Annotated in this window: 19 protein-coding genes; 7 read left to right on the top strand and 12 right to left on the bottom strand. The window is 37.3% G+C overall.

Annotation, left to right across the window (positions count from 1 at the left end; genetic code table 11):
* From KPC_RS08385 to KPC_RS08375, 3 genes are all read left to right on the top strand, one after another.
* The coding region (locus KPC_RS08385; protein WP_141730357.1) for a transposase at positions 1-247 on the top strand (247 nt) is incomplete at its 5' end.
* 245 nt (positions 248-492) lie between these two features.
* Entirely contained in the window at positions 493-963 is a 471-nt protein-coding gene (locus KPC_RS08380) for a DUF3015 family protein (protein WP_121973932.1), read from the top strand.
* Positions 964-1035: 72 nt separating this feature from the next.
* On the top strand, positions 1036-2919 hold the full coding sequence (locus KPC_RS08375) for an Lnb N-terminal periplasmic domain-containing protein (protein ID WP_121973931.1): 1884 nt from the start codon (positions 1036-1038) through the stop codon (positions 2917-2919).
* Between the two features lie 5 nt (positions 2920-2924).
* Here the strand turns inward: KPC_RS08375 and KPC_RS08370 are convergent, their stop codons facing one another.
* The 3 genes from KPC_RS08370 to KPC_RS08360 all read right to left on the bottom strand — a co-directional run bounded on the left by KPC_RS08370 (position 2925) and on the right by KPC_RS08360 (position 4679).
* Positions 2925-3431 carry a GNAT family N-acetyltransferase gene (locus KPC_RS08370; protein WP_121973930.1) on the bottom strand — a complete coding sequence of 169 codons (507 nt, stop codon included), beginning with the start codon at positions 3429-3431 and terminating at the stop codon, positions 2925-2927.
* Positions 3432-3467: 36 nt separating this feature from the next.
* Positions 3468-3725, bottom strand: coding sequence for a YjhX family toxin (locus KPC_RS08365; protein ID WP_121973929.1), 258 nt, complete (start codon positions 3723-3725; stop codon positions 3468-3470).
* A 207-nt stretch (positions 3726-3932) separates the two neighbouring features.
* Positions 3933-4679, bottom strand: a complete 747-nt coding sequence (locus KPC_RS08360) for a hypothetical protein (RefSeq protein ID WP_121973928.1) — start codon at positions 4677-4679, stop codon at positions 3933-3935.
* A 219-nt stretch (positions 4680-4898) separates the two neighbouring features.
* Between KPC_RS08360 and KPC_RS08355 the strand changes: the two genes are divergently transcribed.
* Together KPC_RS08355 and KPC_RS08350 are read left to right on the top strand one after the other, a co-directional pair.
* Positions 4899-5093, top strand: a complete 195-nt coding sequence (locus KPC_RS08355; protein WP_121973927.1) for a hypothetical protein — start codon at positions 4899-4901, stop codon at positions 5091-5093.
* 434 nt (positions 5094-5527) lie between these two features.
* Positions 5528-6004: a hypothetical protein gene (locus KPC_RS08350; protein WP_121973926.1), complete on the top strand. Its 477-nt coding sequence runs from the start codon at positions 5528-5530 to the stop codon at positions 6002-6004.
* Positions 6005-6118: 114 nt separating this feature from the next.
* On the opposite strand, the gene folE is transcribed toward KPC_RS08350, so the two are convergent.
* The 5 genes from folE to KPC_RS08325 form a co-directional block, all read right to left on the bottom strand.
* Complete coding sequence (gene folE / locus KPC_RS08345) at positions 6119-6667, bottom strand: GTP cyclohydrolase I FolE (protein WP_171334450.1); 549 nt, start codon at positions 6665-6667, stop codon at positions 6119-6121.
* A gap of 102 nt (positions 6668-6769) precedes the next feature.
* Entirely contained in the window at positions 6770-7462 is a 693-nt protein-coding gene (locus KPC_RS08340; protein WP_121973924.1) for a Smr/MutS family protein, read from the bottom strand.
* Between the two features lie 94 nt (positions 7463-7556).
* The gene (gene trpC / locus KPC_RS08335) at positions 7557-8363 is read right to left on the bottom strand and encodes an indole-3-glycerol phosphate synthase TrpC (RefSeq protein WP_121973923.1); all 807 of its coding nucleotides are present in this window, start codon (positions 8361-8363) and stop codon (positions 7557-7559) included.
* Between the two features lie 15 nt (positions 8364-8378).
* Positions 8379-9428, bottom strand: a complete 1050-nt coding sequence (gene trpD, locus KPC_RS08330; protein ID WP_121973922.1) for an anthranilate phosphoribosyltransferase — start codon at positions 9426-9428, stop codon at positions 8379-8381.
* 17 nt (positions 9429-9445) lie between these two features.
* On the bottom strand, positions 9446-10030 hold the full coding sequence (locus KPC_RS08325) for an anthranilate synthase component II (protein WP_121973921.1): 585 nt from the start codon (positions 10028-10030) through the stop codon (positions 9446-9448).
* A gap of 345 nt (positions 10031-10375) precedes the next feature.
* Between KPC_RS08325 and KPC_RS08320 the strand changes: the two genes are divergently transcribed.
* Positions 10376-11059, top strand: a complete 684-nt coding sequence (locus tag KPC_RS08320; protein WP_121973920.1) for a superoxide dismutase — start codon at positions 10376-10378, stop codon at positions 11057-11059.
* Between the two features lie 395 nt (positions 11060-11454).
* On the opposite strand, the gene KPC_RS08310 is transcribed toward KPC_RS08320, so the two are convergent.
* Both KPC_RS08310 and KPC_RS08305 read right to left on the bottom strand, forming a co-directional pair.
* A complete protein-coding gene (locus KPC_RS08310; protein WP_121973918.1) occupies positions 11455-13254 on the bottom strand; it encodes an aminopeptidase P family protein in 1800 nt (599 codons plus the stop codon).
* Positions 13251-14822, bottom strand: a complete 1572-nt coding sequence (locus KPC_RS08305; RefSeq protein ID WP_121973917.1) for a peptide MFS transporter — start codon at positions 14820-14822, stop codon at positions 13251-13253. The genes KPC_RS08310 and KPC_RS08305 overlap by 4 nt, the downstream gene beginning before the upstream one ends.
* 576 nt (positions 14823-15398) lie before the next feature.
* On the opposite strand from KPC_RS08305, the gene glnA reads away from it, so the two are divergent.
* Positions 15399-16814: a type I glutamate--ammonia ligase gene (glnA, locus tag KPC_RS08300; protein WP_171334448.1), complete on the top strand. Its 1416-nt coding sequence runs from the start codon at positions 15399-15401 to the stop codon at positions 16812-16814.
* 99 nt (positions 16815-16913) lie between these two features.
* On the opposite strand, the gene KPC_RS08295 is transcribed toward glnA, so the two are convergent.
* Both KPC_RS08295 and KPC_RS08290 read right to left on the bottom strand, forming a co-directional pair.
* Positions 16914-17399: a YbaK/EbsC family protein gene (locus KPC_RS08295; protein ID WP_121973915.1), complete on the bottom strand. Its 486-nt coding sequence runs from the start codon at positions 17397-17399 to the stop codon at positions 16914-16916.
* 9 nt (positions 17400-17408) lie between these two features.
* Positions 17409-18317: an AEC family transporter gene (locus KPC_RS08290; protein ID WP_121973914.1), complete on the bottom strand. Its 909-nt coding sequence runs from the start codon at positions 18315-18317 to the stop codon at positions 17409-17411.
* Positions 18318-18635: the final 318 nt, after the last annotated feature.

Genomic DNA, 18635 nt, shown 5'->3' with positions numbered 1-18635 from the left:
GAGTAGCTCGCTAGAGCGAAATGAATTACTTCGAACAATTAAACGTTTAGGCAGGACACTATGGAAAAAATGGTCAGGCTATCATCGGCGAAGTTTGGTTGAAACTAAGATGCATTGCATCAAATTATTAGGAGATAAACTCAGTGCAAGGAGTTTTGATAGCCAAGTGAATGAGATCCATGCACGTGTAGCAGTCCTTAACAGATTTACGGAATTAGGTCGACCACTTACCCAAGTTACGCCTTAAATTTGGCTCAATTAGGGGCGCTTTGCATTTCAAATCTTTGTGCAACAAAGCCTACTTAAAATATTGGGACATCGCCATAAAAATGGTGAGTGGGTTTTAAAATAGCAGATTGATTTATCTATCATTTATAATAAATATTACATTTTTGTTTAATATTGACTAAAACTATGCTAAATCTAGCGTGGTGTAATGTTTCGTTACACAAAGGGATATAACAACATTCTTATAATACTTGGAGTTTTCTCATGTTAAAGAAAATCGTATTAGCCACTGTGCTTGCTGCAGGCTCAAGTTATGCTATGGCTGACCGAGACGTTGGTTGTGGTATTGGTTCTCAAGTCTGGGCTGGAAAGTCAGGTGTCGTGCCTAAGATTCTTGCCGCAACAACAAATGGTATTTTAACTAACCAGATGTTAGGTATTACATTTGGTACTTTAGGCTGTCATCAAGGTGGGACTGTAACAGCTCAAGTTGTTCAATTTACAAATGAAAACTCAGAATCACTGGCACGTGATATGTCAGTTGGTCAGGGTGAAAGTTTAAATGTCCTTGCTGAACTGATGAATATCAAGGCAGCAGATAAAGCACATTTCTTCGCAGTGACAAAACAGAACTTCTCTACAATTTATTCTGCTGAAAATCAAAATACATTGCAGGTTTTATCAACTCTACAAGGTGTTATGGCAAAAGATAGTGTTCTTAAAGCATACGTATAATCAAGTCAATTGAACTCCTGTCATATGAACAGGAGTTCATTTTTTATTATTCAAATTATATTGATGGCTTAGATGAAGTATATTGGATTGGGTTTGGTCTATCTCGTAGCTCTTTTGCCTTATTCGGCTTTTGCTGAATCAGAAGTGCTACAAAAATATATTGAGATATCCGAGCAGAAAAAGCTTTCAGAAAAGATCACTTGGAAACGTCTACTTTATGTTGAGAAACAGCATAGCGAGGTGACATACAAAGGTTATTTTTATGCCAAAGATGGGGCAAGAAATCTAAAATCAGAATTACAAGCTGACATTAATGCACTTTTTTCTAATGCTGAGCCTAACCATTCTATTCGTTGTCGTTTCCCTGCAAGAAGTGAGTGGCTGATTAAACAGTTAAATATTCAAAAAAATCAATTACCATATGTTGAGTGCCCTGAATTTGATCAGTGGTTTGCCCAGATTAGACCTTATAAAGCTACATTGATTTATGCAACTGATTTTATGGGAAATCCAAGCTCAATGTTTGGGCATACCTTACTGAGATTAGACCCTAAAGATCAGGCACAGCTTAATTTAGTTTCCTATGCAATTAATTACGCAGCGACAGTAACAGGAAATGATAATTGGTCATATGCCTGGAAAGGTTTAACAGGACAATATCCTGGTGAATATTCACTTATGCCATATTATCGAAAGGTTAAAGAATATGGTGATTTTGAAAGTCGGGATTTATGGGAGTATGAATTAAATCTATCACCAGAAGAAACAGCTTTTCTGATCAAGCATATGTGGGAAATGCAAAAAGTCAGCTTCCCTTATTATTTTATTAGTGATAATTGTGCTTATCGCTTATTAGGTTTGATGGACTTGGTACGCCCCGATTTAAATTTGGCATCCCAATTTAAGTATGCTTCGATTCCCATGCAAACCATAAAAACGATTGATCAAAATGCTTTAATTAAAAATACGGTGTATCGTCCAGCTTTAGAAACACAATTACTTTCTCAAGCAAAACAGCATGGGCATGCTTTGGCAAAACAGGCACATAAGGTTGCTTTTGCCGATATTTCTAAAATGCCCGATTTGCTTAAAGAATATCAGCAACCAGATCAAGCCAAGATCTTAGAGATGGCTTATGATGACCTGTATTTACAGTTTGTAGCGCATAAAGTCGATGCTGAATTTGCTCAACCTCGTTTTAGACAATTACTGGGTCTACGTAGTCAAATCAGTTTAGAAAAACAACGCCAAGAACCTCTACGTCCTAAACTTGACCCGACACAAGGGCATAATGCCAGAAACTGGTCTGTAGATATAGGCACGGTTCAAGGGGACACTTTTGTGCAAATCGGTACCCGACAAGCCTATCATGATCTTATTGATCCGCAAGGTGGCTATAGAACTGGAACCCAGCTTCAGTTTTTAGATGGAGCCATCCAATGGCGTGATGACAAACTAAAAGTTGAACACATTGATATTTTATCGGTGAATTCCTTTAACCCGATTACACCCTTTAAGACGCCTTTAACCTGGGGGTTCAACTTTGCATGGCAACAAGAGGCTTTAAAACAGGGACACTTCAGTAAAGATGATCAGCATGGTGTGCTGAGTTTTAAAGCACAGTCTGGCTATACCTGGGCAGATGATGATCGAAAAAACTTATGTTATGTAGAAGCGCAAACTTATGTGCAAGCTGGTCATGCTTTGGATAAAGGATGGCGTGTAGGTTTTGGACCAACATTAGGCTGTCAGAATATCTGGTCAGATCACATAAATACTTTATTACAAGCAGAATTACCTTATTGGGAAGATGCCAAAGCATGGCAATTCCGTTTAAATACTCAAATCAATTATGCGATCAATCAGCAGAATTCTTTACGTTTGAAATGGTATTACCAAGAGCAAAAAAGCCAAGACTGGATGAATACCTCTCTTGGCTATGTTCATTATTTCTAGATGATTTATTCAGTAGCGTTAAATGCTTCACTAAACATGACTACACCTTTGGGTAAGGCTTCAGTAAAACTTGCAACTTGAACATACTCCTGAGCGATATTCGGATAGTGCAAATCTGGGCACGTATGAAATCCAAAACGATGATAAAAGGCTGGATCACCAACCAAAATGCATCCTTGAGCATTGATCTGTTTAAGTTTATTTAACGCAGCTTGCATAAGAAGAGAGCCGATACCTTGATGCTGTCTTTCAGGCAAAACAGAAATAGGCCCAAGCCCATACCAATCTGTAGCTCCAGATGAAATTGTTACAGGTGATATAGCAACTTGACCAATAATTTTTTGCTGTTCAGTTGCAACTAATGATAAGGTCAATTCACCTGAAGCCCGAAGCGCATTTACAATAAACTGTTCGGTATGAGTTGCATAAGGTTGATTTTGAAATGCAGTTTCTATCAGCTTGAAAATATCATCAATATCCTCAGCTTTCTCTTTTCGTATTAATACATTCATGTTTATATTCTCTTCTGTTTATCTATAGCTTTTAATTTATCGATTGTCCAGTTGAGGACGTACAGCTTTGAGTCCTGCGATTGTAATTTGATAAGGTTGACTGTTTTTAGAATGAATCAATCTTTTATTTTTAAGTTTTTTGAATGTTTCTAAAGTGCAGTCTGAGAGTACAAAGCCTTCACGAGTATAACACTCTACAAAATAGACTGAGCCAGAAGCATCACGTTTATATGCAATGTGACCACCTTTGGCCAAAACATGTAGCGTGCGTTGTTCGAGTTTGGAGATATTCAATTTTAGAACCTATCATCAATATGTAAAACACACAGGCGTAAAAATACCTGTCTTTAGTTGTTCGACATTGACAACCAAACTCAGAATGTGAGTTTGATTATCTGATGAATACCAGCTCCAATAACATCCAAACCTCTGTTAAGGTGTTTTATTAATTCAATAATATTAACAACAAGTTATGGATTAAACAAATTTGTTTGAATAGTATTATTTAATAATTTGCCCATTTTGTTTTAAAATCTGTTTAGAATTTTTTGACACTTCAAGTGAAATTTCAGGGGTATTTATAGTACCAGGCAAATTTCGATAAACAATGTATTGATAATTGCCAGATTTAAAAACATAGTGATGATTGCCACCTGAACCGTCCATGACTAGAGTACCATTATTTAAAATTAGGTCTGGCTTATCCGTTTGGGATTGTTTTTCAGCCCATGATGCATAGCGATATGTGCCGTTAGACATTGCATCAATTCGAACTAAAAATTTTGCAGTTTTAAATTGAAACTCTGGTGTTTTGAAATTTTTTAAAGCTGGATACAGTTTCTGTTTTTGTCCTGAGATAAGTTGCTTTTTAAGCTGTTGTTCAGCAAGGCTACTATAATTTACTGCTGTAATTTTGTTCCCATCGAGCCAGATTATGCCATCATCTAGCATAACACCACGCCAGCCCATACTTTGCCATTGTGATAACTTTGAATTGGCAATTTGTTGACTCAATTTACGATCAAAAACCTGATTAAATCGTGCTTTCATTTCGGTTGCATTCTTAATGTCTGGAACTGGCTGTTCACGTTTTAAAGGGTAATTGACACTCTGGGCGATTTCCGAAATATCTCTTTTTTTAAATAAGTCAATCACGTGTTGCACATCCTTTTGCTGTGTTACATTGAGTGCATCAGCGAATGTGTAACTATTAATAAGGAGTAAAGAAGTAAGGAGGATTTTTTTCATTATTGTGGACAGTCAATTTTTTAAAGGTGATTTCAGTTTAAATGAATATATGCATTTCATAATTTTGAATTTGTTAAAATTTTAATGGTTTTGTGTCTTAAATATTTCACTTTGTTTCAGTTTGCGGATATATCCATAAATGGCTTGCTTTATATTTGGATGTATATATATTGTATATACACTTTGTTTTTTGGCAGTTATTTTTTGGGAGCAACAATCATGATAGAGCAGACCAAAAAATCTAAAACTGGCAAAAAGGATGGTCAGCTCTTAATCCGGATAAATAGTGCTGATCGTGATGAGTTCATCCAGTTATGTGAAGAACTTGATACAAGTGCTGCTCGCGAACTGAGAAAATTTATCCGTTCCTTTGTCAAACGACATAAAGTTTCGGAGAATTCTACTAAGGAGTAAGATAATGTCTAAACAAGTCAAGACGTTGAAAAAACAGATTAAAGCTCGTCTCAAGAAAATTTCAAAGCATCAAGGTAAATTGAAGCAATTGAAAAAAGAGCTTAAAAAACAAAAGTAAAACATTGTTTTTATCTGTAAATAAGTCTATTTAGGATCTGGTTTAGACGTAAGTTGGATTATAAATAGCTGGAAGCTGAATATATTATATATTCAGCTTCCTTGGTGAGGAGAAAAAACTATGACTGACTTTGGCATAACAATATAGTGTATGTAGAGATGAACTCTCAGTTATTTTTATTGGACTAAAAATAGAGTTATCATTAATGATATGACTTTAATAAAAAAGAAAAATGAGAATGTGGAAGATTTAAGTGAATTTTATTCAGAGTATTATAAAAATTTATTTTACATAGAAAATATTGAAAGAATGAATAATGACAGGAAATGATATCGTTGAAATAAAGCGACTTTTGGATGAAGATTCTCTATACATTCATTCTTTAATTGATCTTGCTTTTGTTATTAAGAAAAAACTTAAAGATAAATCTTTAGAGTTTTCCAGTTTAATTGAACCTAAAAGTGGTCATCAATGGGAAAACATTGCCATGATGCTTCCATATCTTTCAAAGAAATTAATAGAAGAAAATATAGATCGGCTACTTGAGGGTTTTATGGATTTAAACTGGCAGGGAAGTAGAGTGTTATATGCCTATTTAGCAGAAATGGATATTGAAATTTTAAAGCCTGCATTTTCGAGAACCATTGATCAAGCAATTAAGATAAATGATAGTGAATGGGTGTATTTCTTGTTGATTTTTATGAAAGATGAACGCATAGACTTAAGCCATTGTTTTGATGCTGAAATACAGGATTGCCTAAAATATTTGCAAGATAGAGGAATTGAATTTTAATTGAAGAAAGTTACTTTATTAAAGTTTTAGTAATATCAGGTGTATTTTTGAGTGATCAAAATATAATTTTATCTTAGGTATAAAAAGCCCCGAGAATTCGGGGCTTAAATTTACTTAGTGGGCTTCTGGTACTGCGAGTAAAAACTCACGTCGTGCATCTTTATCTGTTTTAAAATCACCTACGAATGATACTGTACGGGTAGTCGATTCCTGTTTGCTTACCCCACGCATCATCATACACATATGTGCAGAGTCAATCACAACAGCTACACCTCTTGCTTTGGTCACCTCAGCTACCGCTTCAGCAATTTGCTGTGTTAGGTTTTCTTGAATTTGTAAGCGACGAGCAAACATTTCAGTGATACGGGCAAATTTGGATAGCCCTAGAACATTACCTTCCGGCAAATAGGCAATATGTACACGACCATAAAAGGGTAGTAAATGATGCTCACATAGAGAATAGAACTCGATGTTTTTAACTAAAACCATTTCACGGTTATCAGAAGGGAAGACCGCATTATTGGTAACCTCTTCCAACGTTTTACTATAACCAGAGGTTAAATACGAAAAAGCTTTAGCAGCACGCATAGGCGTATCTTTGAGGCCAGGACGATCAAGATCCTCACCAACAGCGGTTAAAATATTTGCGTAGGATTGCTGCATAGACATAGAACGTGTTCACTTACACTGCTTGAACAAGGACGGCATTGTATCAGAAAACAACCAAGAATCGTAAACTCACTGATTGCCGTCATTGTTAGGAGATTATTGTTTAAATTTAGGGTTCTTTTCAGCACGTTTTAATAATACTAAAACGGCACCAGTTCCCCCTTGATTTTCTGGAGCGCTTACAAAGGCCAAAACATCACGATGTTGGCGCAACCAGCCATTCACATAAGTTTTTAAAATTGCTTCTGGCCCTTTGCCATGCACAATTTTTATAACATTCTGATTTTCATCTTTTGCCATTTGAATAATCTGTAAAACAGCAATACGAGCTTCTTCAACAGTACAACCATGTAGGTCAACTGCTTCAAACCAGCGTAGATTTCCTGCTTTTAAATCTTCGAAAACTTTATGTTGTAATGTTGCGATGCGATAGCTGAGCGTAGCCTGACTTGCAACTGGATTGAGCATGGCTTGTGTATCTGAAAGTTCTGCATCATCAGTTTCACGAGGACCTTCTGCTGCTGCACGCTTTGCCAAAACTTTTGCATCAGGTTTGGCTATTCGAGATTTCTCAAGCTTGGCAATATTGCTATTGTCTAGCTGTTTCACTCCTTGTAAGGCTTTTTTGAACAGATCGGCATCATCATCTTCCTTAATTTCTGCCACCTGTGGTTTTTTTTCTACAGTTTGAGCTTCGATTTTAGATGAATGAGGATGAGTGATTTGCTTTTTGAATGCTTTCAAAAGATTTTGCTGCTCTTTTGAAAGAGAGGAATCTTGATTGCTCATAACATATATAATTGAATAGAATTATGGGATTTTTCAATTTTAACCTTTGTATCCGTGATCGCGAGAATACAAAGGCTAAAAGTATTGAAAAAAGTTAAATAGTTTCAGGATGCCCAAAGAGTGCAGTAAAGGCCTGATCTGGATGAGGCTGTTTCATAAAGCTTTCACCCACCAGAAATGCATGAATGTCATGTTCTTGCATCATTTTGACATCTTCAGGTGTTGAAATACCACTTTCAGTAACCAGTAAACGTGATGGATCCAATAATTTTTTTAAACGAAGTGTATTGTTTAAATCAACTTCGAATGTTTTCAAATTACGGTTGTTGACACCTAATAAACATTTGTCTGAAAGTTTTAATGCACGTTCAAGTTCTTTTTCATCGTGAACTTCAACTAAAACGTCCAGCTTGTATTCAAATGCCGTTTTAGACATTTCTTCAAGTTGCATATCGGAAAGAGATGCGACAATCAATAAAATACAATCTGCTTCTAAAGCACGTGCTTCAACTACGTTATAAGGATCAATCAAAAAATCTTTACGGAGGGCAGGCAAGCTACAATGCTGACGTGCAATAGCAATGTTTTCATCTGCTCCCTGAAAAAAATCGGTATCTGTTAAAACTGATAAACAGGCTGCACCTGCTTTTTCATATTGAGCAGCAATTTCGGCAGGATTGAAGTTCTCGCGAATAATACCTTTGGAAGGTGATGCTTTTTTTATTTCAGCAATCACTCCAGGACGTTTACTCAGCAATGATTTGGCAAAACCACGAACAGGGCTGGCAGTTTGAGCAAGTTCTTCAACATCTTTCAAGCTACGATGTTGTAATCTTGAAGCCAGTTCTACGTGTTTACGATCTACGATTTTACCTAAAATCGTATTTGCAATATCAACCATGATGACTCCTGTACCTTAAGCTTCGCCGTATTGTTTGAGTGTCTTGGTAAATTCAGATAAAACACTCATTTTCTCTAAAGCCTGACCACCATAGATAATATCATGAGCCAAAGCTACACCTTGTTTATAGTCTTTAGTCAAGCCTGAAACATAAATACCAGCACCAGCATTTAATGCAATCATATTGGCTGCTTTTTCACCTATAGCTGATTTGTTTTTGCCAAGAGCATCTTTGATCAGTGCCAGACTTTGTTCAGAGCCATCAACTGATAAACCTGTGAGAGTCTGTGATTCTATACCAACATCTTCTGGATTGATGATCCACTCTGTTACTTCGCCATTTTTAAGCTCAGCAACATAAGTTGCCGATGCAAGGCTGATTTCATCGAGTCCATCTTTTGAATGAACTACCATGACATGTTCTGCGCCGAGCTGTTTTAATACCTCAGCCATTGGTCGGCAAAGTTCGTTGGAAAATACACCAATCACAAACCGTTTCACCCCAGCCGGATTCGTAAGCGGGCCGAGAAGGTTGAAGATACTGCGAAAGCCGAGTTCCTTGCGGGGACCAGCTGCATATTTCATGGCTTTATGATGGTTCGGTGCAAATAAAAAACCGACGCCCATTTCACGAATACAACGTTCTGTTTGATGCATGGAAAGGTCTAGATTAATACCTGCTTTTTCAAGTAAATCTGACGAGCCTGATTTAGAGGAAACACCTCGGTTACCATGCTTGGCAATCGTGGCACCTGCTGCTGCAATCACAAAACTGGATGCGGTAGAAACATTAAACAGATTTTGACCATCACCACCTGTACCGACAATATCGATCAGATGAGGGATGTCACTAACATCAATTTTGGTTGCAAACTCACGCATGACACGTGCAGCTGCTGTCATTTCATCAATGCTTTCACCTTTTAAGCGGAGTCCCATCATTAATGCACCAATTTGTGCATCAGTTGCTTCACCACTCATGATGGTACGCATGACATCTTCCATTTGAGTCTGAGTCAAATGAATGTTTTTAGTAATATTGCTAAGTGCTTGTAAAATATCCATAGTCTTCACTGAATTCATTATGCGTAAATTTCTAAAAAGTTTTTAAAGATTTGATGACCGTACTGACTCAAGATGGATTCTGGATGGAATTGCACACCTTCAATAGGTAATGTCTTATGTTTTACACCCATGATTTCTTCGATTGAGCCATCTGTTTGGTTGGTCCAGCATGTGACTTCCAGACATTCAGGTAATGTCGCTTGATCAATCACTAAAGAGTGATAGCGAGTCGCTGAAAAAGGGGAAGGCAAATTGCTAAAAATCCCTTTGTTACTGTGATACATATCTGATAAACGACCATGCATCACGGTCTTGGCGCGGATAATATCACCACCAAAAGCCTGACCTATTGCCTGATGACCAAGACATACGCCAAGTAACGGAATTTTCCCTGCAAAATGTTGAATTGCGGGTATAGATATACCTGCTTCAGATGGAGAGCAAGGGCCAGGACCAATCACCAAATATTTTGGTTGCCATCGCTCAATATCCTCCAAAGTCACGGCATCATTACGGACTACTTTTACTTCTTGGTTTAACTCGCCAAAATACTGGACGATGTTATAAGTAAACGAGTCATAGTTGTCGATCATTAGAAGCATGAGCTTAACCTATTAACGAATTGAAATTTATGCACAAGCTTGTGCAGACGAGTTGAGATTACTTTTCTCAAGGCTCACAAATCACCTGAATACATTTTTCAAGCACGGTTACATTGGTTGATAAAATGAAAAGGAAAACCTGGAGTGCCGAGTATGATAGCAAAAAATCATCGATTTCTGGGTAAATATTTTATTTTACTTGCGTTTGTATAACGCAACACTTTGTCTGGTTTTAAGTGAAATATACTCAATTTAAATGTTGGTGTTTTATTACAATAAATTGACGATCTATATGATGCTCTGTATTTTTTATGAAAAGAATTATCATTATTATTTGGAGTGGTTATGAGAATTTTCCCGAAAGGATTAATTGGTTTCACCTTGCTCGCTGGTATCAGTATGTCAAGTTTTGCTGATTTTAAGCAAAGCCCTTTGCCTTATGCTACGAATGCTTTAGAACCTGCAATTGACCAGAAAACCATGGAAATTCACTATGGTAAGCATCATAAGGCTTATGTTGATAATTTGAATGCTCAGATTAAAAACTACCCTGAGCTTGATAAGATTGATCTGGCTGCTTTACAGAAACAGATTTCAAAATATAATGTTTCTGTACGTAATAATGGTGGTGGACATTTTAACCATACTTTCTTTTGGGAAAGTTTGGCTCCTGCTGCAAAAACAGGAAAACCTAATGCCGCATTGTTAAAGCAGATAAATCAGGATTTCGGCTCACTCGATAACTTTAAGAAAAAATTTGCTGAGGCTGCGACAGGGCGTTTTGGCTCTGGTTGGGCATGGCTTATTGTCAATCCTGAAGGAAAACTGGAGATCACCAGTACAGCAAATCAAGACAATCCGCTGATGGATGTTGTCTCAGAAAAAGGACAACCATTATTGGCACTTGATGTTTGGGAACATGCGTATTATTTAAAATATCAGAATCGTAGGGCAGACTATATCCAATCGTTCTGGTCAGTTGTAAACTGGAATAAAGTTAATGAGCGCTATGCACAAGCTAAAAAATAAATATATCGAACTTGGATAAAACTGGCTGAGTCTTAAGGTATTCGGAATATTTCATATCGAATGCTTTAAGACCCAGCTTTTTAAATTGAGCTGTAAAAGTCTTAAGTATATCTTTAGTGTTTTTACAGTAACTTAGACGATTAAAACAGCGAAATTCGTAAATTGATGAATTATTATGTTTTAAATGCCAATCATTTAATAACAGCTTTTGTATCATAGAGATACGCAATGCGTACTGTTCTTTTTATAAAGAACAGCCAAGACTTTAACCATATCTTTCCTATTCTTCCCTCGATATAGAAAGATATGGTTTTTTTTATAGTGTTTGCCTGTTCGTAGCCTAGAATAAGCGGGAGAAATAGGAGCCTAAGATGAGACTCCTATGGGGGAAAGAGTTAAACTTCAGCAGTATTGGTAATCAACCACTCTAAAACTTCTCCTTGCAAAAATGGAGAAAGTTTAGAGCGTACATTTGCATGGTAATTATTTAACCATGCTTTTTCTTCTGCGTTTAACATCTCTTTGACGATACATTCCTGATTGATTGGACAGAGTGTCAGCGTTTCAAATTCAAGAAAATCTCCATAGCCCTGATCTGAGTTTGCTTTTAATTGATTGACTACCAGATTTTCAATACGGATACCGTATTTTCCAACGTGGTAAAGTCCAGGTTCATTGGAAATAATCATGCCTTCACGTAATTTAGAGTAAGGTGTGATTGGCGCATAATAAGATAAAACCTGAGGTCCTTCATGGACATTAAGCGCATAGCCGACACCATGACCTGTACCATGACGGTAATCTAAACACTGTTGCCAAAGCGTATGACGGGAAATAGCATCCAGCAATGGAGCAGCCAAACCTTCGGGATAAATTGTTTTCGCCAAAGCAATATGACATTTTAAAACCAGAGTATAGTCACGTTTTTGTTCATCTGATGGTGTGCCGATGGGAACGACACGGGTAATGTCAGTTGTTCCATCGTTGTATTGCCCTCCTGAATCAATCAGTAATAGACCATCACCTTTAATTTCAGAATAGTGTTCTGGTGTTGCGCGGTAATGAGGTAGTGCACCATTTTCATTGAAACCAGCTATAGTAGAAAAACTTAAACCGATAAAGCCATCTTGCTGTGCTCTAAAATAAGTAATTTTTTCATCAATAGTGAGTTCAGAAATATTTTCCTGATGAGCTATAGCTGTTTCCAACCAGTGGAAAAAATGACAAAGTGCAACACCATCTTTTCGCATCGCATTACGAATATGTGCAATTTCACTGGCATGTTTACGTGATTTTAATAGGGTGCTTGGATTGATGTCCTCAGTTATCCGCACCTGCTTGGGAATCGCTTGTTCATGCAAAATCGAAACTTTTGCAGGGTCAATTTGCACATTCTGGTCTTGAGTCTGACTTAAAAATAATGCAGTTTCTGCATAATCCTTAATACTGACGCCGTCGTCATGTAGTTGCTTTCTGGTCGTGCTATCTACTTTGTCCTGATTGATAAATAAAATAACTTGTTCAGTGTTGATATATAGGTGTGCCAGAAAAACAGGGTTATATTCAACATCCTGACCTCGTGCATTTAAAATCCATGCAATATCATCCAGTGCTGAAATAAATAATCCTGCAATGTTTTTCTCAACAAGTATCTGCCGAATCGTTTTGATTTTCTCACTACGGGATAAGGCATTTAATCCATCCTGCATAAGATAGATTGGTTTGTTAGGTAGAGGCGGTCTATCTTTCCAGATTTGGCTAATGAGATCTTGTTGGATGTTGAGTTTAAAACCATTGGATTGGGCAATTTGATCCAGTGCTTTAAATTGTTGTACTGACAATGTTTGTCCATTTACTACAATGCTCGAATTCGCTTTTAGATTGTTTTTTAACCAGGCGAGATGTGATGATGCATCATCGGTGAGTTTTTGTAAACTAAAGCCAGTTCCTTGAAGCTGCTGTTCAGCCTGAACCCAATACCGTCCATCTACCCAAAGCCCAGCAAAATCTTGCGTAACGATGAGCGTCCCGACTGAACCTGTGAAGTCAGAAAGCCACTGCCTGATTTTCCAGTAATCAGGCAAGTATTCTGACATATGTGGGTCGGCACTCATCACAATATAAGCATCAACTGCATTGTTTTGCATTAGATTTCGTAATTGTTCAAGTTTTTCTGGAACAGTTAAGTCACTCATACGGTTTCCATATTGGTTTTGGTTACGTCAGTTGAATTTGTATTCGTCATTAATTTCTTAATCGGCGCTTTTAATAAAAATAACACAATTGCACCAATCACAAGAGCAATGACACAACGCATAAACAAAGTAGGTAGATTATCAATAGAGTCTGCATGAACTTGCCCACCGATTAATCCTGCCATGAGATTTCCGAGTGCAGATGCAGTAAACCAGAGTCCCATGATTTGTCCCCGGATTACGGTTGGCGCCAGCTTGGTCATCGTGGATAAACCAACAGGGCTTAAACACAGTTCCCCCAAGGTCAGCAAGAGCAGGCTTCCGATTAACCACCAAGGGGAGGCAAGTTGCCCATTGCCATGCATCACAGACGTACTGGCAAATGACATCAATAAAAAGCCTGCTGCGGCAAGTAATAAGGCAATGATAAATTTGGAAATATAATCAGGATCTTTATTCTTTTTAGCTAATTTTACCCATAACCATGCTGCAACTGGTGCAAAAATAATGATGAACATTGCATTTACAGACTGGAACCACACAGCTGGAATTTCAAAACCCAATACTTGACGATCAGTATAATCAAGAGCAAACAAGTTAAATGAAGTTGGCTTTTGTTCAAATGCTGACCAGAATAAAGCAGCAGCAATCAGCAGAATAAAGCAAATTACGATCTGGAATTTTTCATGTCTATTCAGATTCATGAAGAGTAGGAGATAAGCAAAATAAACAATGATACCAATGCAGATGCTCACTGTTAAATAAGTTACAACAGCAACAGGATTGATCTGGATAATGCCTAAAGCTGTCAGGGTCACAACTAACCCAACAATAGTGCAGAAAGCTAATGCGATTTTAGGTGCTTTTTTATTTTCAACAACAGCAGTACTCCATGAATCATTCTCACCACGTAAACGATTAAACTCTTTGAGTTGTGGAACTGCAATAAATCTGAAAACAATCAAGGCAATCAGCATCCCTATTCCTCCGATACCAAAGCCTAAATGCCAGCCATTATTTTGTATCAGCAGACCAGTAATGAGAGGAGCGATGAATGAACCTAAATTAATCCCCATATAGAAGATTGAAAACCCTGCATCGCGCCGTGAATCTTTGGCACTATATAATGTTCCAACCATGACTGAAATACAGGTTTTGAATAGACCAGATCCTATTACGATGAGAACCAGGCCGAAGTAAAAAAAGAAACTACTAAAAATGGCGGTTAAGGCAATGGATAAGTGACCAAAGGCAATAATAATCGAGCCATACCATACGGATCGGGCTTGCCCTAACCAGTTGTCAGCAATCCATCCACCAAGAACGGTCATTAGATACATTGAGCCAGCAAAGAGTCCAACGATAGCTGCTGCAGTTGGTCGATCCAAGCCCAGTCCACCATTCGTAACCATAGCTGCCATATATAAAATCAGGAGAGGGCGAATCCCATAATAAGAAAAGCGCTCCCAAAGCTCTGTAAAAAATAGACTTTTGAGTGGCTTGGGATGACCAAAGAAAGCTTTATCTTGTGTTTGTAAATCTTGTTGCATCTTCAAATCCTTGAAAATGGGAATATATAAAAACTTCTCTTTATAAATTGTATAAAAAATATTTATGTATAAGTATTGTATGATTTCTTATTTTCTTAAAAAAACTATTATAAAAATAATTTTCTTATGCGGATATGATCAAGTCCGTTTAAAGTTTTATATAATGTTCTTCCTAATGCTGATGCTGTATTCGTAGATGCTTTATTTTTAATAAACTTCTCGCTATTTGCTAAAAGTTGGTGCAATTTCACATAAGGATCATCAGAAAAATTTGTGAAAGCTATCAGATAATCTTATTAAAGTTGATTTTTTTGCGCGATAAGCAGGCAAAACAGTCCCTTTTATAATTTTATGCACCAATTTGATACACTTGAATTTGACTTTTTAGCGAAATGCTGATGAGAATGTTTGAATATGGTGCAAATAAACCAGCACTCAGTATAATAGGGGAAAAATAGAGGTGAGTATTGCTTTTTTTCTAATAAAGAATTCAATATTTTAGCTTTTATTTTAAAAGTTGGTACGGGAATTGCTTAATAACGACCAACTACTAACACGCACTGAGCAAGTGCAACAAAAATTCATTGGAGCAAAATGAGCATGGCGAACAAGGTCCTTCAACTCATACAAGAAAGTGGCGCAAAATGGGTCGATTTTCGCTTTACTGATACTAAGGGTAAAGAGCAACATGTAACTTACCCTGCTGACTCTATCGATGAAGATACATTTGAAGACGGTAAAATGTTTGATGGTTCTTCAATTGCAGGTTGGAAAGGTATTGAAGCATCTGACATGATCTTGCGCCCAGATGCTGAAACAGGTTTTATCGACCCATTCTTTGCTGAACCAACTGTTGTAGTGACTTGTGACGTAATCGAGCCATCTACTGGCCAAGGTTATGAACGTGACCCACGCTCTATCGCACGCCGCGCCGAAGAATACCTAAAATCTACAGGTATTGGCGATACTGCATTCTTTGGTCCAGAACCAGAATTTTTTGTATTTGATGAAGTGAAATGGGACATTGACATGTCTGGCGCTCGTCATACATTAATTGCAGAAGAAGCAGCTTGGTCGACTGGTAAAGACTACGAAGCTGGTAACTCGGGTCACCGTCCGCGTGTTAAAGGTGGTTATTTCCCAGTTCCTCCTGTAGATTCTCATCAGGATATGCGTGCAGAAATGTGTGCAAAAATCGAAGAAATCATGGGACCTGGCCGTGTAGAAGTACATCACCATGAAGTAGCATCTTGCCAGTTAGAAATTGGTGTGAGCTTTAACACAATGGTGCGTAAAGCAGACGAAGTTCAACAGTTTAAATATGCTGTATGGAACGTTGCACATCAATATGCTAAAACTGCGACATTTATGCCTAAACCAATGGTAGGTGATAACGGTTCTGGTATGCATGTTCATGTGTCTATCTCTAAAGATGGCAAAAACCTGTTTGCTGGTGATGAATATGCAGGTTTATCAGAAACTGCACTTTACTTCATTGGTGGTGTTATCAAACATGCACGTGCACTGAATGCGATTACAAACCCTTCTACAAATTCGTACAAGCGTTTGGTTCCACATTTCGAAGCACCAATCATGCTTGCTTACTCTGCACGTAACCGTTCTGCTTCTATCCGTATTCCATACGTTTCTAGCCCTAAAGGTAAACGTATCGAAGCACGTTTCCCAGATCCAATGATGAACCCATACTTAGGTTTTGCGGCATTGTTGATGGCTGGTCTTGATGGTATCCAAAATAAAATCCATCCAGGTGAAGCTGCTGATAAAAACCTTTATGACTTACCTCCTGAAGAAGAAGCAAAAATCCCTACAGTTGCTCACAGCCTTGAAATGGCTCTTGAAGCTCTTGAAGCAGATCATGACTTCTTGCTTAAGGGGGGGGTATTCACTAAAGAAATGCTTGATGCATACGTTGAACTTAAACGTGAAGATGTTCGTCGTTTAAATACAACAACTCACCCAGTTGAATTTGATATGTATTACAGCTTGTAATATGGTTTCAAAAAAAGCCCGCTTTATGCGGGCTTTTTAGTTTTTGTGGATTAGGGCTTGTAAACACTTCAAAGTAGTCTAGGACAACGACCCTTAATATTATTCAATAATATTTAAAATCTTGGGTTCAACAATTTTTAAATAATCCTGAGTTTTCATTTTGATTGATTTTTCTAGTGATCCTGCATTAAATGCAATTTCGTCAAAACGGTTAAATATATCAGGGTCAGCAATTACAGTCAGATCATGATGAAAACTAAAAGGAGGAACAGAGCCAGGAATACAACCCGTAAGTTTACTAACGGTTTCTATACTTGCCATCGAAACACGTTTGACATTGATGGCTTCGGCAAGCTTTCTGAAATCTATTTTGCGATCTCCAGCTGAGATAACCAATAAATATTTATAAGGGCTTTGTCCACGGATTTGGCAGACGAGTGCTTTTGCGCCCTGACCCACTTCAGTTCCCCGAATTTTTGCCACTTCTTCACTTTTACCCTCCGCAGGATGGTTTATCACTTTAAAGTCGATGTGCTGGTTTTCTAGAAAACTCTTGATTTGTTCGAATGGATTTTGTTCTGACATTTTTTAATCCTAAATATAATTGAGCACGAAATAAAGTGAGATGGGAACAGTGATAATAGCGAATACCGTACTGAGCATAACGGATGTTACTGCTTTTTCAGGATGCAAACCTAAATTATTGGCGATAATCACTACATTTCCTGCCATAGGTGTAGCAGCCATCAAGGCGATCACCTGCAAGGTTTTTTGATCAACAGGGATGATGAAAATAAAGAGAGTCAATGCGACTACTGGATAAATAAAGTGTTTCCACGCAATTGCTAAACATGAAAATAACCAGTCCATATCAAGTTTGGCAAATTGGGATATGGTAATCCCAATTGTCATCATGCCTAAGACACTATACGCACCTTTGAAGTTTACGAGGAATGATAAGAAAATATCGCCAAACTGAATGCCTAAGTATTTACATAGCATACCCAAAGCTGCTGCATAAATGATTGGCATTTTTACGACTTTTAAAAGGCTTTCTTTATAACTAAGGGCACCATTTGCCGTAATAAAATAACCTACAGTGAACTCATATAAGGTCACTCCAATGATAATAAAAATAGCAATGGCAATTTGTTGTTGATCAAAGATTGCTAAAACCAAAGGCAGGGCAAAGTATCCGGTATTTCCTGTTCCTGCTGCAAATCCAAATAAATTGACTCGGCTATCTCTAAAAAATAATTTGGCAAATAGCATACCAACTAAAGCCATGAGTGTTGCCAGGCTAAAGGCTGCTAAAGAATATTTCAAGAATGTCCAGTCAGCAGGGGATTGCACAATGGCATAGAAGATGACCAAAGGAGCGATCACATAGACTAATAAGGCTGAAATATCTTTAGAACTTAAGCTAAGTTTTTTTCCGAGAAACCAACCAACGCCAGATAATGATAATAAGAGAAAAGCTCTTAAAAAAACTTCAACAATCATGTTTTAGCCAGTGTTGATGGGGAATATGTATTTTTGTTAAATAAAAAGCGCATAACTATTGCATCTTTGTAATTAGATATTCAGTGAAAGAAAAGTGATTTAATTTTAGAAAAAATATTCTTTGTGCGCGTTTAAGCTATGTCACTTAATATGAAAATATTTCGATCAAGAATAATTTTGCATTTAATCAAAGCTTAAAACTGTTTTATGAAATAGAGATGACATTGATCTGGTAGTTTAGTGTAAGGACTTAAGGGAGCGTGGTGATATATCATTTAACTTATATTCGCATTAAGACAACTCAATGTTATATAGAGT

This window comes from Acinetobacter stercoris (assembly GCF_900323515.1).
GTDB lineage: Bacteria > Pseudomonadota > Gammaproteobacteria > Pseudomonadales > Moraxellaceae > Acinetobacter > Acinetobacter stercoris.
Note: the sequence above shows the minus strand (reverse complement) of the source record. Positions and strands in the feature narration are given on the sequence as shown.

Bases quoted from the DNA above. Each gene is read 5' to 3' on its own strand.
- KPC_RS08340 (WP_121973924.1), bottom strand. From the start codon at position 7,462: ATGAGCAATCAAGATTCCTCTCTTTCAAAAGAGCAGCAAAATCTTTTG.
- KPC_RS08295 (WP_121973915.1), bottom strand. From the start codon at position 17,399: ATGTCAGAACAAAATCCATTCGAACAAATCAAGAGTTTTCTAGAAAAC.
- trpD (WP_121973922.1), bottom strand. From the start codon at position 9,428: ATGGATATTTTACAAGCACTTAGCAATATTACTAAAAACATTCATTTG.
- KPC_RS08375 (WP_121973931.1), top strand. From the start codon at position 1,036: ATGAAGTATATTGGATTGGGTTTGGTCTATCTCGTAGCTCTTTTGCCT.
- trpC (WP_121973923.1), bottom strand. From the start codon at position 8,363: ATGGTTGATATTGCAAATACGATTTTAGGTAAAATCGTAGATCGTAAA.
- KPC_RS08325 (WP_121973921.1), bottom strand. From the start codon at position 10,030: ATGCTTCTAATGATCGACAACTATGACTCGTTTACTTATAACATCGTC.
- glnA (WP_171334448.1), top strand. From the start codon at position 15,399: ATGAGCATGGCGAACAAGGTCCTTCAACTCATACAAGAAAGTGGCGCA.
- KPC_RS08290 (WP_121973914.1), bottom strand. From the start codon at position 18,317: ATGATTGTTGAAGTTTTTTTAAGAGCTTTTCTCTTATTATCATTATCT.
- KPC_RS08355 (WP_121973927.1), top strand. From the start codon at position 4,899: ATGATAGAGCAGACCAAAAAATCTAAAACTGGCAAAAAGGATGGTCAG.
- KPC_RS08380 (WP_121973932.1), top strand. From the start codon at position 493: ATGTTAAAGAAAATCGTATTAGCCACTGTGCTTGCTGCAGGCTCAAGT.
- KPC_RS08360 (WP_121973928.1), bottom strand. From the start codon at position 4,679: ATGAAAAAAATCCTCCTTACTTCTTTACTCCTTATTAATAGTTACACA.
- KPC_RS08350 (WP_121973926.1), top strand. From the start codon at position 5,528: ATGACAGGAAATGATATCGTTGAAATAAAGCGACTTTTGGATGAAGAT.
- folE (WP_171334450.1), bottom strand. From the start codon at position 6,667: ATGCAGCAATCCTACGCAAATATTTTAACCGCTGTTGGTGAGGATCTT.
- KPC_RS08370 (WP_121973930.1), bottom strand. From the start codon at position 3,431: ATGAATGTATTAATACGAAAAGAGAAAGCTGAGGATATTGATGATATT.
- KPC_RS08320 (WP_121973920.1), top strand. From the start codon at position 10,376: ATGAGAATTTTCCCGAAAGGATTAATTGGTTTCACCTTGCTCGCTGGT.
- KPC_RS08310 (WP_121973918.1), bottom strand. From the start codon at position 13,254: ATGAGTGACTTAACTGTTCCAGAAAAACTTGAACAATTACGAAATCTA.